The organism is Vibrio bivalvicida (genome assembly GCF_001399455.2).
Taxonomy (GTDB): domain Bacteria; phylum Pseudomonadota; class Gammaproteobacteria; order Enterobacterales; family Vibrionaceae; genus Vibrio; species Vibrio bivalvicida.
In genome coordinates this window covers 1-14389 of record NZ_LLEI02000026.1, presented here as the reverse complement: position 1 = coordinate 14389, position 14389 = coordinate 1, and the positions used below count along the sequence as shown (strand labels likewise).

The following is a 14389-nucleotide window of genomic DNA, read 5'->3' as shown; positions in this document are numbered from 1 at the left end:
ATGTCTAAACCACTAGCTTTAACGGACGTGGTCCTTCGTGACGCCCATCAATCGCTGTTTGCGACTCGTATGCGTCTAGAGGATATGTTACCTATCGCAGAGGAACTGGATAAAGTCGGTTACTGGTCTCTAGAAACATGGGGCGGTGCGACGTTTGATGCTTGTATTCGATTCTTAGGGGAAGACCCATGGGAACGTTTACGTGCGTTGAAAAAAGCGATGCCAAATACACCAATGCAAATGCTGCTACGCGGCCAGAATTTACTGGGTTACCGCCACTACGCAGATGATGTGGTTGAAAAGTTTGTCGAACGCGCTCATGCCAACGGTATGGATGTCTTCCGTATCTTTGATGCGATGAACGACGTGCGTAACTTCGAGAAGGCAGTAAAAGCTGCGGTCGATGTTGGCGCGCATGCACAAGGTACGCTTTCTTATACCACTAGCCCTGTGCACAATACCGACACTTGGGTGGATCTTGCTAAGCGTCTTGAGGATCTTGGCTGTCATTCATTGTGTATCAAAGATATGTCAGGGTTGCTTAAGCCATATGAAGCGGAAGAGCTAATTACTCGCATCAAATCTTCTACTGATATTCCTTTAGCGCTTCATTGCCATGCAACAACGGGTCTATCAACGGCTACTGCTGTAAAAGCGGTAGAAGCTGGGGTAGATATCCTTGATACCGCTATCTCATCAATGAGCTGTACTTATGGTCATACACCAACAGAGACAGTGGTTGCAATGCTTCAAGGCACTGAGCGTGACACTAACCTTAACCTCGATCAAATTGAGCCTATTGCTGCATACTTCCGCGATGTACGTAAGAAGTATGCCAAATTTGAAGGTCAACTTAAGGGTGTTGATTCTCGTATTCTGATTGCTCAAGTACCAGGTGGTATGTTAACCAATATGGAAGGCCAGCTCAAAGAGCAAGGTGCGGCAGATAAGTTAGATGAGGTATTAGAAGAGATCCCACGTGTACGCAAAGATCTTGGTTACATCCCGCTAGTGACACCAACATCTCAAATTGTTGGTACTCAAGCGGTGATCAATGTATTGACTGGAGAGCGCTATAAGAGCATTACCAAGGAAACTGCCGGTGTGCTTAAAGGTGAGTATGGTGCTGCGCCTGCTGAAGTGGATGCTGAGCTGCAAGCCAAAGTGCTTGAAGGCGGTGAGGCGATTACTTGTCGCCCGGCTGATTTGCTACAGTCAGAAATGGATTCATTGACCGAAGAGCTGTTAACGAGAGCCAAAGAAGACGGTATTTCACTAGCAGAAGATACGGTGGATGATGTGCTAACTTATGCGCTATTCCCTCAGGTAGGTCTGAAGTTCCTTAAGAACCGCCGTAACCCTGAAGTATTTGAACCTGCTCCTTGGTTAGAAGAGGCGCCGATTGTACCTCAAGCTCAACCCGCTCAAGGTGGCATCGAAACTTACAGTGTTAAAGTTGATGGTCAGGTTTATGATGTTGAAGTTGGTCCGCAAGGTCAGCTAACGTCTGTAGCTCCGGCTAGTACAGCTTCGCAACAAGCTGCCACGCCTGCTCCAGCAGCGCCTGCGGGTAACAGTGAAACTGTCCCAGCGCCATTGGCGGGCAACATCTTTAAGGTAAATGTCCAAAGTGGTACTCAAGTTGCCGAAGGCGACGTATTGCTGATTCTCGAAGCCATGAAGATGGAAACCGAAGTACGTGCGGCGCGCGGTGGCATTATTCAAGATCTCCACGTCAAGGAAGGCGATTCTGTGACGGTTGGCGCTCCACTACTGAGCTTAGCGTAAGGGAGTACCATGGAAGGATTAATGACCTTATGGTCAGAAACAGGGATTGCTAACTTTGAGTTTGGCCAAATCTGTATGATCTTGGTCGGTTGTACTCTGCTGTTTTTGGCTATTCGTAAAGGCTTTGAGCCACTGCTTCTACTGCCAATTGGTTTTGGGGCTATTTTAGCTAATATTCCTAATGCCGGCTTTACTGAAGAAGGTGGTTTACTTTACTACGTCTATTACGTAGGAATTGAGTCTGGTATTTTCCCACTGCTTATCTTTATGGGTGTGGGTGCAATGACAGACTTTGGGGCGCTGATCGCTAACCCTAAAACCCTATGGTTAGGTGCTGCTGCTCAGTTTGGTATATTCGCGACACTGTTTGGCGCAATCTTACTTAACTATGTGCCAGGTATGGAATTTAGTATGGCAGATGCAGCATCGATTGCGATTATCGGTGGTGCAGATGGCCCAACCGCTATCTTCTTGGCAAGTCAGTTATCTCCAGACTTGCTAGGCGCCATTGCTGTTGCTGCCTATAGTTACATGGCATTAGTGCCTATTATTCAACCGCCAATTATGAAGGCACTGACTTCGCCTGAAGAGCGCAAAATTCAGATGGCGCAATTACGTCATGTGGGTAAAGCCGAGAAGGTCCTCTTCCCACTGGCCGTGTTGCTGATGACCATTCTGTTTTTGCCAGCAGCGACACCTTTGGTAGGTATGTTCTGTCTTGGTAACCTGATGCGTGAGGCGGGTGTTGTCGATCGTTTATCTAAAACAGCGCAAAATGAGCTAATCAACATTGTGACCATCTTCCTCGGACTAGGTGTTGGTTCAAAGCTTCAAGCTGAAGAGTTCCTCAACGTAGAAACTTTAGGTATTTTGTCATTGGGAGCAGTAGCATTTAGTATTGGTACGGCAGGTGGCGTGCTAATGGCTAAACTGCTTAATAAGCTTTCTAAAGAAGACATTAACCCACTGATTGGAGCTGCGGGAGTTTCAGCAGTGCCGATGGCAGCTCGTGTAGTGAATAAGGTCGGTTTAGATTCTAACCCGCAAAACTTCCTACTAATGCACGCAATGGGACCTAACGTAGCTGGGGTACTAGGCTCGGCAGTAGCAGCAGGTATTTTATTAGCGCTGGTTGGCTAGTTTAACTTTTAGGTTAGTAATTAGTTAATTTGAGAGCAAGTGGTTAACTTGCTGCCAATAAATGGTATATATTCAAAGGGATGCTTTCGCATCCCTTTTTTGTACCGATAGGGAAATGAAGAAATGGAAAACAAACAAATCGCAATCTCTCAATTTGGTGATCCAGACGTTCTCGTTATTCAGACTTCACCAATTCCACAGCCACAAGCAGGTGAAGTGCTAGTTAAAGTGCACTTTTCTGGAGTAAACCCTATCGATGTAAAGACGCGGGCTGGATTGGGTTGGGCAGCATCAGAAAATAAAGATAACCTTCCTTGGGTTCCGGGTTACGATATCTCTGGTCAAGTGATCTCTTTAGGCGAACAAACTGAGCGGTTCTCGATTGGTGATAACGTGGCGGGTTTTGTTGGTTTCCCTCTCTCTGGAGGTGGCTACAGCCAATATATCTGTGTCCCTGAAAGCGCGCTGAGCCTAGTTCCGGACTCAGTAACCTTAGAAGCCGCTGCAGCTTTACCACTTGCGGGGCAGACAGCGGTTCAAGCTTTGGATAAAGCGGGTGTACATGAAAGCGATAGAGTGCTTATTTTAGCAGGAGCCGGTGGCGTCGGGCATTTAGCGATTCAAGTGGCTGTTGCAGCCAAAGCAGAGGTCTTTACTACTTGTAGCGAGGCAAATTTAGACTATATGGCGACCTTAGGTGCCCACGCGGTAAATTACCAATTTGCACCTGTTTCCGAGCGAGTAGAAGAGGCTGACGTATTGATCGATTTGGTTGGCGGTGATGCGGCGCTCGATGCACTGAAATGCTTAAAAGATGGTGCTAAAGTAGTGACTGTACCGACACTCAGTGCAGAGCTTATCTGTGAAAAGGCCAAGCTACTTGGTTTTGAAGCAACGGGCATGCTGGTTGATCCTAATCCAGAGCAACTTGATGCTTTACTTTATATGGTCAGCGTAGGCTTAGTTAAGACAGAGATTCAGCAAGTGTACCCAATGTCTCAAGTGGCTGAAGCGCACAAACAAATTGAAACGGGTCATACCAGAGGCAAGATCTTGCTTGATATGCAGTGTTAGAAGCGTTTAATAGCGCTTTTGAATCTTTCGCATTATGGTTTTCTGATTCGGCACTGTGGGTACTGTTTCTTAGCGGTTTCCTCAGTGCCACTTTACTGCCTGGTGGTTCAGAAGCTGGCTTGATTGCCACATTAAGCCTCAATCAGTTTTCAGCTCCCTTAATCATTCTTGTCGCCACTTTGGGTAATACGCTCGGTGGCTTGACTAATTTTTGGCTAGGTTTATGGTTACCAAACCGAACTCAAAATGAAAAACATGGTCATAAAGCTTTATTATGGCTCAATAAATACGGCTATTGGTCGCTTCTTTTTAGTTGGTTACCGATAATCGGTGACCCTTTATGTTTAGCCGCAGGTTGGCTTCGAATGCGTTTTTGGCCATGTTTCTGGCTTATATTGATTGGCAAAGCACTTCGATACTCATTACTTGCAGCAATTTTTTACGGATTTTTCTAAGGGGATGTCATGAGAAAGATTTGGCTTGGTGCTATTTCTCTTGTCGCACTTTATGGTTGTAGCTCCAACAACCTTTCTTCTGTTTCATTTTTATCTTCACTGCCACAAGGCGTTACTCTCGTTGAAGAAGTGCCAGCTCAACCTAGTAAGGCAACAATCCCATACTCAAAATATCAGCTAGATAATGGTCTAACGGTGATTCTATCGCCAGACAATTCCGATCCACTGGTTCACCTTGACGTGACCTACCATGTTGGCTCCGCCCGTGAAGAGATTGGTAAGTCGGGTTTTGCTCACTTCTTTGAGCATATGATGTTCCAAGGCAGTGAGAATGTCGGAGATCAGCAGCATTTCAAGATTATTACCGAGGCAGGCGGAACTCTAAACGGCACGACTAACCGGGATCGTACCAACTATTTTGAAACCGTACCATCGAATCAGCTAGAGAAAATGCTCTGGCTAGAGTCGGACCGCATGGGCTTTCTACTTGATGCAGTCTCACAGCGTAAGTTTGAAATTCAGCGCGATACAGTGAAAAACGAACGTGCGCAGAATTATGACAATCGTCCTTATGGATTGATGTGGGAGCGCATGGGTGAAGCTATGTACCCAGAAGGCCACCCCTATTCTTGGCAAACTATAGGTTATGTTGAAGATTTAGATAGGGTAGATGTGAACGATCTTAAAGCTTTCTTTCTTCGTTGGTACGGTCCAAACAATGCGGTGCTGACTATTGGTGGTGACATTGACGTTGAGCAGACCTTAGAGTGGGTAAGCAAATATTTTGGTTCTATTCCTGCTGGGCCTGAAGTTGATCGGGCACCTAAGCAACCAGCAAAACTGACAGAAGATCGTTACATCACACTAGAAGATCGTATTCAGCAACCGATGTTGATGATTGGCTGGCCGACGAAATACAACGGAGCTGAGGAGCAGGCGTCGATCAATGCGCTGGCTAACGTGTTAGGCAGCGGGGCAAACAGCCTGCTTTATCAAAAGCTAGTGAAAACCCAAAAGGCAGTAGATGCCGGGGCTTTCCAAGATTGTGCAGAGCTTGCCTGTACCTTCTATGTGTACGCAATGGCACCATCAGGAGAAAAAGGAGCGCTTAAGCCCCTGTATCAGGAGTTGATGCAAACTCTGGATGAATTTGAAGCGAAAGGTGTCGATGAGGCGCGACTAGAGCAAATCACTGGAATGGCAGAAGCTAATGCAGTATTTGCGTTGCAAAGCGTTCGTGGCAAGGTCACTCAACTTGCCTCCAACGAAACCTTCTTCGATACGCCTGATCGGATTCAAACTCAATTAGAGCAGATTCGAGCGGTTACGCCAGAGTCTGTCATGGCGGCATATAAAACTTATGTAAACGGTCACCATAAGGTCGCATTAAGTGTTGTTCCACGTGGCAAACTTGAACTTGCTGCCGCGCCTGATACCTTCGTCACGCCACCAAGGGTTTTGCCTGAGTACCAAAGAGTCACTGACAGCCACTTAGCCTATCGCCGCGCGACGGACACTTTCGACCGTTCGGTGATGCCTGAAGTCGCTCAAGGGGTGAAAGCTCAAATGCCAGACCTGTATCACCTTTACTTCGATAATGGCGCTGAGCTACTTGGTACGGTCAGCTCCGAAACGCCAACCGTTCAATTGGAGATTAGCTTCCCTGCCGGAGAACGCTATGTAGTGAAAGGTAAAGAGGGACTAGCCAACTTAACTGCTGCGATGATGCAAGAGGCGACACTCGACTCTAGCTTGGAAGAGCTGCAAGCTAGGTTAGATACCTTGGGTAGTACGGTTTCTATTGATGCGGGTAACTATACCACGGGTATTTCCGTCTCCAGTTTGGAAAAGAACCTTACCGAAACGCTTAAGATCGTCGAGGAAGTGTTATTCAAACCGGCTTTCCGGCAAGAGGACTTCGACCGCTTGAAGAAACAGATGTTAGAAGGTTTGGTTTATCAACATCAAAAGCCTAGTTGGATGGCGTCTCAGGCAACACGACAAGTATTGTTTTCTGGGTCGATTTATCAGCGCTCAAATGACGGGACAGAGGCGTCAGTATCTAGTTTGACCTTAGATGATGTTAAGGAATTCTATCATCAGCACTACACGCCACAAGGTGCACAGATTGTGGTGGTTGGTGATATCAATAAGCGCCAGGTCAAAAAGGAGCTCGCTTTTATCGACAACTGGCAAGGTGAGTTCGCCCCTCTACTCCGGCCTCAATTGGTGAAACCACTCGAACAACAAAAAATCTACTTGATTGATAAGCCTGGGGCTCCGCAAAGTGTGGTTCGTATGGTTCGTCAAGGTCTACCATTTGATGCGACGGGTGAAGTGTATCTAACCCAGCTAGCGAACTTCAATTTAGCCGGTAACTTCAATAGCCGTATAAACCAGAATTTGCGCGAAGATAAAGGCTACACTTATGGAGCTAGTGGGTATCTTGCTGCAAACCGAGAAGTTGGGGCGATAATTTTTTCTGCCCAAGTTCGAGCTGATTCGACCGTTCCTTCGATTGTCGAGATGAGAAAAGAACTCGCAACTTACGCCGAAAGTGGTATGACCGATGATGAAATGAAATTTTTGCGCTTAGCTGTCGGTCAACAAGATGCATTAAAGTATGAAACGCCTTCACAGAAAACTGGATTACTTAGTAGTATTCTTGCGTATAGCTTAGAGGAAGATTACCTCCAGCAGAGGAACGAGATTGTCGAGACCGTCAATCAGAAGACGTTGAATGGGTTAGCACACAAGTGGTTTAGCCCTGAAGACTACCAAATTATCGTGGTAGGTGATGCGAAAACGTTAAAGTCTCAGTTAGAAAGTTTACAGATTCCGATAGAAGAGCTTGAAATCATCCGATAGAGTACACATAACATAGTGCATAGCTAAAGGGTGACTGTAGTCACCCTTAATAATTTGTTTAGCCAGTTTGGTATCACAACCAAACCATTGATATAAGCGACCTTCATTTTGACTGAATTTGCTGCGCGACTGGAGCGAGTTGCACAAAACCCAGAAGTATTTAAGAGTTTCGGACGGGGTGTAGAGCGTGAGACGCTGCGATACCACCAAGATGGGCACCTAGCAACGACCCCTCACCCAAGTGAGCTTGGTTCGGCTTACGCTAATAATTGGATTACCACTGATTTTTCGGAGTCATTGTTAGAGTTTATTACTCCTGTCTCAAGTAGTATCTCGACGTTAACTGCTCAGCTCGAGGATATTCATCATTTTACTCAGACTAAGTTGGGTGCAGAAAAAATGTGGCCGCTTTCAATGCCTTGTTATGTTGGCAGCGAAGATGATATCAACCTCGCTCAGTATGGCTCATCGAATTCTGGCAAAATGAAAACGCTGTATCGAGAAGGCCTCAAACATCGCTACGGCAGCTTGATGCAAATTATCTCGGGTGTTCATTTTAACTTTTCATTCCCTGACTCTTTTTGGGAGCAGTTATATGGAGAACAGAGTGATGAGCAGAGACAAGACAGTAAGTCAGAAGCTTACTTTGGCCTGATCCGTAACTACTACCGTTTTGGCTGGTTAATTCCTTACTTCTTTGGTGCGTCGCCAGCTCTGTGTGGCTCATTTATCCAAGGTCGAGAGACAAAACTACCATTTGAAAGCATTGGTGGCACTCTGTATTTGCCGCATGCAACTTCGTTACGATTGAGTGACCTCGGTTATACCAATAGTGCACAAAGCGCGCTTAAGATCGGTTTTAACAGCTTAGATGAATACCTAGAAGGTTTGAATAAAGCGATTCGAACGCCTTCTCCAGAGTTTGCAGAGATTGGCATAAAAGTTGGTGATGAGTACCGCCAGCTCAACAGTAATGTGCTGCAAATAGAAAATGAACTTTATGCGCCAATTCGTCCTAAACGTGTGGCAGAGGCAGGTGAAAAACCTTCTGAAGCTCTTGCGCGTGGTGGTGTCGAGTACATAGAAGTACGCTCTCTCGATGTGAACCCTTACAGTGCGATAGGCATCAGTGAAGATCAGGTACGCTTTTTAGATCTGTTCTTAACTTGGTCTGCGCTAACAGAATCCGAACCAATGGATCATTGTGAACAGGCGTGTTGGCGCGAGAACTGGAACAAGGTGATTATCGAAGGGCGCAGATATGGTTTAGAGCTGCAAATCGGCTGTAAAGGCGAGATCCTTACTTTGCAAGATTGGGCAAAGCGTGTATTTGTTGAACTCACTCAAATTGCCGAAAAAATGGATGCTGTAAATGGAGGCGAGGAGTATCAAGCTGTTTGTTATAAGTTACTCGCGTGGATTGATCATCCAGAGCAAACTATTTCGGGCCAGTTACTTGAAGATACCAAGCGTTTCGGGGGCTTAGGTAAAGTCGGTTGTGAAATTGGAAAAGAGTATCGCCAGCAGCATTTAGGTCATTGCTACCGTATTTATAGTGAATCTGAAATGGAGCTTGAGGTTGAGCGCTCTCGTATTGCTCAGTCTGAAGCAGAGGCGATGGATAAACAAAGCTTTGATGATTTTCTTCAAGAGTACTTTGCCTACTTAAAAGCATAAGGAAACCAAGTGATAAGGATATTTGTTGTCATACTTAGTTTTGCAGTGCTAGGCGGTTGTGCCACCGCACCACCTAAAAATCAGTCTAACTTGTGTGAGATATTCCGCGAAAAACCAGACTGGTATGACGATGCTCTAGATATGCAAGAAGAGTGGGGAACACCGATCCAAGTCTCAATGGCGTTTATAAAGCAAGAAAGCAGCTTTAGGCACGACGCCAGACCACCGAAGGATTATTTGTTAGGCATTATTCCTTGGGGGCGCGTGAGTAGTGCCTATGGTTACGCTCAGGCGCAAGATCCTGCTTGGGAAGACTTCCAGAAAGCAACCAATCACGGCGGTTCGAGAACAGATTTTGCTGATGCGCTGATGTTTGTTGGCTGGTATACCGATGCTACTCAAAAACAGCTTGGGGTATCTAAGTGGGATGCTTACAATCAGTATTTGGCATACCACGAAGGGCGCGGGGGCTTTAAAAGAAAAAGCTACCAGGGTAAACCTTCATTGGTAAAAGTTGCTCGCAAAGTAGAGCAGCAAGCAAAGGATTATGGTTGGCAACTTAAACAGTGCCGACAAGAATTAGAAGACAATAGAAGCTGGTTGTTTTAAGAGCAGTTAACATGGAGAAGTACAATGCCGTTACTTGATAGTTTTACCGTAGACCACACACGAATGAATGCGCCTGCAGTTCGCGTGGCAAAAACCATGACAACCCCAAAAGGTGATACCATCACGGTATTTGACCTACGCTTCACCGCACCAAATAAAGACATTTTGTCAGAAAGAGGCATTCACACGCTTGAGCACCTTTATGCGGGTTTTATGCGTAACCACCTTAATAGTGATGTGGTTGAAATTATTGACATCTCTCCAATGGGGTGCCGTACCGGATTCTACATGAGCTTGATTGGTACACCACAAGAGCAGCAAGTGGCTGATGCCTGGTTAGCAGCGATGAAAGATGTACTTAAGGTCGAGAGTCAAAACAAAATCCCAGAGTTGAATGAGTATCAATGTGGCACCGCAGCGATGCACTCTTTAGATGAAGCAAAGCAGATTGCTGAAGCGATTCTTGCTGCTGGAATTTCTGTAAACAAGAACGATGAGCTTGCTCTACCAGAAGAAATGCTAAAAGAACTTAAAATCGATTAGTCATGACTAAAATAGGAAAGGAAGGCCAAATGCCTTCCTTTTTTGCTTTCGAATGAGCGACTAGTTCGCTTTTGGTAGTACCACCACTTGGGTTTTGGCCCAAATATCGTGAAAGCCCCGTTTTTTCGGATCGATAGGAACGGTTAAGTTGGCAAGACCAAAGCCTGAAGTGCCGATGCGAATCAGTGCCTGAGTCACTGTAACCGGAGAACCATCATTACTGCGCATGTGCAGTTTCCAAGCTCGCATTCCTAGCGTTTGACCAGCACGAGTCCAAAAATAAACAAAGAAATAGATCCAAACAAACGCTAGGTAAGCGGTGTAAACTGGACTCCATAGTGGATGATGAGTCAGAAAGGCGCTGACATCTTCAAACTCACCCAAATGAAACAAACCCATCGCCATTAAGGCGTGCAAAATAGCAACCACGACACCCGCAGCCATCATTTCAACCGCAATAATAATTAGGCTATCGTATAAAAGCGCCCCTAAACGGCGAAATAGTCCCGCTGGTGGCAAAGAGTTTGTTGCAGACATAACACTCACTTACATAAACAAAATAAGTCGACAGAATATAGTGTCAAAAATGCCCTGAAAAGAGAGCTTGCGCACAGACTCTTCAATTGGTCGCACTTCAAGAGGCTTTAACGGAACATTCCAGCTAGCAGTTAGTAATGTTTCCTCTGTACTTCGATCACATCCTCCCTTACTGCACCAACGGTTTGCCATATTGTCTGCACGAGTTCTGGGTTATCTTTTGAAAATTGCAGGCCAAATATTAGGAAATAGTCTTTGGTTGTGATTGCAGGAAACACTTGTTCTATTTGATCAGACCAAGGCTTATCTTTAAGGTACTGCTGAGCCATAGTGTCTTGAATCGCAATGGCATCGATGCGTTTGGATCTCAACATATGGAATAACTGCTCGGTGTTTTTTGCTTCATGCACCAGAATATTGTTTTGTTTGAGCTGCTCTGTAATAGAAAAACCTAGGTGAGCCGCTATCAGCTTGTCTTCTAACTTATCAAAATTAGACCCATTCCAATCTAATGAGTGCTGTTTTAGCTTATAGAAGTAGTAACCTAGCTTAGCGATGCGTTTTGTACTATCAAGAGTTCCATTCTGCATCGGATAATCAGCAAACCGAGCGCGATTAGCGTTGTAGGAAAAAATAAACCCTCCGTCTACTTCACCAGTGGCAATATAATCAAGCACTCTCTTTCCCGGTAAACGAAGGTAGTTTATCTCTATTTCTAGCTGGTTAGATGCCTGATTGAGTACATCTAATGCAAGACCGGGAGGTTCCGCAATATGAGTGCCGTTACCAATTTGGAAGGGGTAAGACTCTACATCTGAGTATGCGAGAGTTAACGTTGTCGCTATAGCCACCTTACTTAAGATGGTGGTTAGTACGAGCATGGTGAACAACCGATATATGTACGACCGCATATAAGATACCTCAATTTCGATTTGCTCTTCTGTCAGTATAGACAGTAGAACACCGAGTAATGATTTGCGTTCCGGGAACATCTCTTGTGGTGAAAATATCAGCAAACGATGGTTATCTAAGGTTTTTTCCTTGCAGAGCTTAAATGCATACGTATAATGCAAAGCATCAAAGGGTAAAGCCCAGAGATGCCGGTGTGGTGAAATTGGTATACACGACGGATTCAAAATCCGTTGCCTTCGGGCGTGGCGGTTCAAGTCCGCCCACCGGTACCATACATAGAAAGGTCGCTTTTACAGCGGCCTTTCGTCGTTTTAGTCATTGTAAAATACATAAAGGTAACGTCTAAGCGTTGCCTCCTTGGTGGTGGCAGGAATGCCTGTCCAGTCTGTCTATCTGTACCATATTTAGAAAGGTCGCTTTATATAGCGGCCTTTTGTCGTTTTAGCTGTATATAAATGCAAACAGTTCAGTGGTGATTTGTCTTCAGTCAGTCAACGTTGCCCAGACTTATGTGGTCAGATTCATTTAGAATCCAGTCAGTGTTGTTCTCCAAAAAAGCTAAAATTTTCGGCTAGTTAGAAAAAAACTGTCTATCTTTAAAATAACAACATGGAGATAAACAATGTATCAAGTTACCCCTTACTTATTTTTTGCTGGTCGTTGTGAAGAAGCACTCGACTTTTACCATAGGTGTTTTGCTGGTGTCGTTGTAACCAAGCAACTTTTCAAAGATGCTCCCCAGCAAATAGAGGGGGCGGATCCTAACTGGGTAATGCATGCAGAGTTTGAGGCATTCGGCCTGAAGCTGATGCTCTCTGATGGAATACTCGCACAAGAACGTAGCGGCAATAACATCGCTTTGGCAATTGTGTTAACCGATCTCGATGAGCAGGCGCGTATTTTTGACAAGTTGTCTCACGGTGGGCACATCATGATGCCACTTGCCGATGCGCCGTGGGGAGCCCGTTTTGGTAAAATTGAAGATAAGTTTGGAGTTCGTTGGATACTTAACTGTGATTTAGTCAGGTAACAAAAACACACAATCTGACGTGTTATTGATCTCTCACTTAACACTCACTAGTGGTGAATTCATATTGTCAATCAATTAAAATTATAAATTGGTTATAAATAGATAAGTTGTATATAGATCGTGGCCAGCATCAAAATAACAGTAGATAGATTACAGCCAGGGTTGCATATTCGGCTTCCAGTCAAGTGGAATGAGCATCCCTTCTTATTTAATAGCTTCAAGATAAAAGACGAAGACCAGATTCGCATGATCCGTCATTTGGGGATCAAACACGTCTTTATTAATACTGCGCAGAGTGATACTCAACCTTTACCCGTTGCTGAAGAAGATTCAAATGCAGATGTAGAAGAAGTGCTGCATGAAGAAATTGACCTTGAAGCGCAAAAACTTTGGAAAGAAAAGCAAGATAGAATTGAAAAACTGAATGCTTATCGCCGACGTGTCATCCATTGCGAGAAAGAGTTCGAACGTTCGCTATCTCGAATGAGGGCTGTGATGAATAAAATTCGTAACCGCCCAGAGCAGGCAGTTGATGAAGCCAGTCAGTTGGTCAACGATATAGTCGATAAATTGCTGAGTGATGATAATGTCACACTACATCTAATGAATGGAAAAAGTGAGTTTGAAGATATCTACTTCCATTCGCTCAACGTATCCGTAGTCGCCATGATGATTGCTAAGGCTAAAAAACTCAGCGCTGATCAGATAAAAGAAGTTGCTTTTGCCTCTTTATTTCATGATATGGGAAAAGTGAAGGTCCCTACTGCGATACTACGTAAGCCAACGCAGTTAACCGAGCCTGAAAAGAATTACCTCAAACTGCACACTAAGTATGGCCTAGAGATTGCTGCTAATATGGATAGCTTCCCGGAAACTGCGCGCACAGTCATCGCTCAGCATCATGAGCTAAATGATGGCTCAGGTTATCCCGAAGGTTTAAAAGAAAATCAGATAGACGAGCTTACCCAAATTGTTTCAGTGGCGAACGCTTATGACAATTTGTGCCATAGCAACATTCCTGCAGAACAAAAGATACCTTATGTTGCGTTATCTCACTTATTTAAGAACTGTAAGCATCAATATAATAGTGAGAATTTGAGCCTGTTGATTAAGTTTATGGGAATCTATCCACCAGGTACGGTAGTGCAGTTATCAAATGATATGGTCGGATTGGTGATTTCGGTAAATGCGCAAAATATTCTTCATCCTAACGTACTTATCTATGATCCGTCAGTACCTAGAACTCAAGCCCCAATCATTGATCTAGCAGAAAAAGAGATAAAGATAGTTAATGCTATCTTGCCGAGTAAATTACCTGACAAAGTGCGAGAGTATTTAAACCCACGTTCACGAATTTCCTATTTCTTTGATTCCGATGAGTAGTTATCCACAGGGATTTGTGGATAACATCTGACTACATTGAGAGTAAAGTGGGTGTAACTAAAGGTCTGGCTGATTAGTGTTCAGTCGGGCTTTTTTTATGAAAAAAACGTGTTTTTTCTCTTGCCTTAAAATTGGAACTCCCTATAATGCGCTTCCACTGACACGGCAGACGCCACAAGGCTTCAGCGATAGTCAGAGAGGTAAAAGCTTCTGAGAAAATAAATTTGAAAAAGTATTTGACTCTTCAAATTATCTCGCTAGAATTCACCTCCGCTTCGAGAGAAAGTTTCTCGAAAGCACTGCTCTTTAACAATATAAACCTATCAATCTGTGTGGGCACTCGTTGATGATAATCCAAATGGTTTCTTCGGAA

12 protein-coding genes and 1 tRNA gene are annotated in these 14389 nt (G+C 44.7%); 11 read left to right on the top strand and 2 right to left on the bottom strand.

The window, feature by feature from the left end:
* From oadA to luxS, 8 genes are all read left to right on the top strand, one after another.
* On the top strand, nt 1-1788 hold the full coding sequence (oadA, locus tag APB76_RS09830) for a sodium-extruding oxaloacetate decarboxylase subunit alpha (protein WP_049844348.1): 1788 nt from the start codon (nt 1-3) through the stop codon (nt 1786-1788).
* A gap of 9 nt (nt 1789-1797) precedes the next feature.
* Nucleotides 1798-2928, top strand: a complete 1131-nt coding sequence (locus tag APB76_RS09825; RefSeq protein WP_049844347.1) for a sodium ion-translocating decarboxylase subunit beta — start codon at nt 1798-1800, stop codon at nt 2926-2928.
* 123 nt (nt 2929-3051) lie between these two features.
* The gene (locus tag APB76_RS09820) at nt 3052-4002 is read left to right on the top strand and encodes an NADP-dependent oxidoreductase (RefSeq protein ID WP_054963608.1); all 951 of its coding nucleotides are present in this window, start codon (nt 3052-3054) and stop codon (nt 4000-4002) included.
* Nucleotides 3996-4457 carry a YqaA family protein gene (locus APB76_RS09815; protein ID WP_049844345.1) on the top strand — a complete coding sequence of 154 codons (462 nt, stop codon included), beginning with the start codon at nt 3996-3998 and terminating at the stop codon, nt 4455-4457. The genes APB76_RS09820 and APB76_RS09815 overlap by 7 nt, the downstream gene beginning before the upstream one ends.
* 9 nt (nt 4458-4466) lie before the next feature.
* Nucleotides 4467-7325, top strand: coding sequence for a M16 family metallopeptidase (locus APB76_RS09810; protein ID WP_049844344.1), 2859 nt, complete (start codon nt 4467-4469; stop codon nt 7323-7325).
* A gap of 108 nt (nt 7326-7433) precedes the next feature.
* Nucleotides 7434-9002 (top strand): glutamate--cysteine ligase, encoded by a 1569-nt coding sequence (gene gshA / locus APB76_RS09805; protein ID WP_049844343.1) that lies wholly within the window; start codon nt 7434-7436, stop codon nt 9000-9002.
* 9 nt (nt 9003-9011) lie between these two features.
* Nucleotides 9012-9611 carry a transglycosylase SLT domain-containing protein gene (locus tag APB76_RS09800; RefSeq protein WP_049844342.1) on the top strand — a complete coding sequence of 200 codons (600 nt, stop codon included), beginning with the start codon at nt 9012-9014 and terminating at the stop codon, nt 9609-9611.
* Between the two features lie 24 nt (nt 9612-9635).
* Nucleotides 9636-10154, top strand: coding sequence for an S-ribosylhomocysteine lyase (luxS, locus tag APB76_RS09795; RefSeq protein WP_049844341.1), 519 nt, complete (start codon nt 9636-9638; stop codon nt 10152-10154).
* 60 nt (nt 10155-10214) lie between these two features.
* Here the strand turns inward: luxS and APB76_RS09790 are convergent, their stop codons facing one another.
* Nucleotides 10215-10691, bottom strand: coding sequence for an RDD family protein (locus APB76_RS09790; RefSeq protein WP_049844340.1), 477 nt, complete (start codon nt 10689-10691; stop codon nt 10215-10217).
* Between the two features lie 131 nt (nt 10692-10822).
* Nucleotides 10823-11572, bottom strand: coding sequence for a substrate-binding periplasmic protein (locus APB76_RS22570; protein WP_054963607.1), 750 nt, complete (start codon nt 11570-11572; stop codon nt 10823-10825).
* A 218-nt stretch (nt 11573-11790) separates the two neighbouring features.
* Between APB76_RS22570 and APB76_RS09780 the strand changes: the two genes are divergently transcribed.
* From APB76_RS09780 to APB76_RS09770, 3 genes are all read left to right on the top strand, one after another.
* Nucleotides 11791-11875, top strand: a tRNA-Leu gene (locus tag APB76_RS09780).
* A gap of 350 nt (nt 11876-12225) precedes the next feature.
* Nucleotides 12226-12633: a VOC family protein gene (locus APB76_RS09775; RefSeq protein WP_049844338.1), complete on the top strand. Its 408-nt coding sequence runs from the start codon at nt 12226-12228 to the stop codon at nt 12631-12633.
* Nucleotides 12634-12753: 120 nt separating this feature from the next.
* Nucleotides 12754-14016, top strand: coding sequence for an HD-GYP domain-containing protein (locus tag APB76_RS09770; RefSeq protein ID WP_054963606.1), 1263 nt, complete (start codon nt 12754-12756; stop codon nt 14014-14016).
* Nucleotides 14017-14389 lie beyond the last annotated feature (373 nt).

What these genes read in the sequence shown, in the direction of transcription:
- oadA (WP_049844348.1), top strand. Translation starts at nt 1, where the DNA reads ATGTCTAAACCACTAGCTTTAACGGACGTGGTCCTTCGTGACGCCCAT.
- APB76_RS09825 (WP_049844347.1), top strand. Translation starts at nt 1,798, where the DNA reads ATGGAAGGATTAATGACCTTATGGTCAGAAACAGGGATTGCTAACTTT.
- APB76_RS09820 (WP_054963608.1), top strand. Translation starts at nt 3,052, where the DNA reads ATGGAAAACAAACAAATCGCAATCTCTCAATTTGGTGATCCAGACGTT.
- APB76_RS09810 (WP_049844344.1), top strand. Translation starts at nt 4,467, where the DNA reads ATGAGAAAGATTTGGCTTGGTGCTATTTCTCTTGTCGCACTTTATGGT.
- luxS (WP_049844341.1), top strand. Translation starts at nt 9,636, where the DNA reads ATGCCGTTACTTGATAGTTTTACCGTAGACCACACACGAATGAATGCG.
- APB76_RS09790 (WP_049844340.1), bottom strand. Translation starts at nt 10,691, where the DNA reads ATGTCTGCAACAAACTCTTTGCCACCAGCGGGACTATTTCGCCGTTTA.
- APB76_RS22570 (WP_054963607.1), bottom strand. Translation starts at nt 11,572, where the DNA reads ATGCTCGTACTAACCACCATCTTAAGTAAGGTGGCTATAGCGACAACG.
- APB76_RS09775 (WP_049844338.1), top strand. Translation starts at nt 12,226, where the DNA reads ATGTATCAAGTTACCCCTTACTTATTTTTTGCTGGTCGTTGTGAAGAA.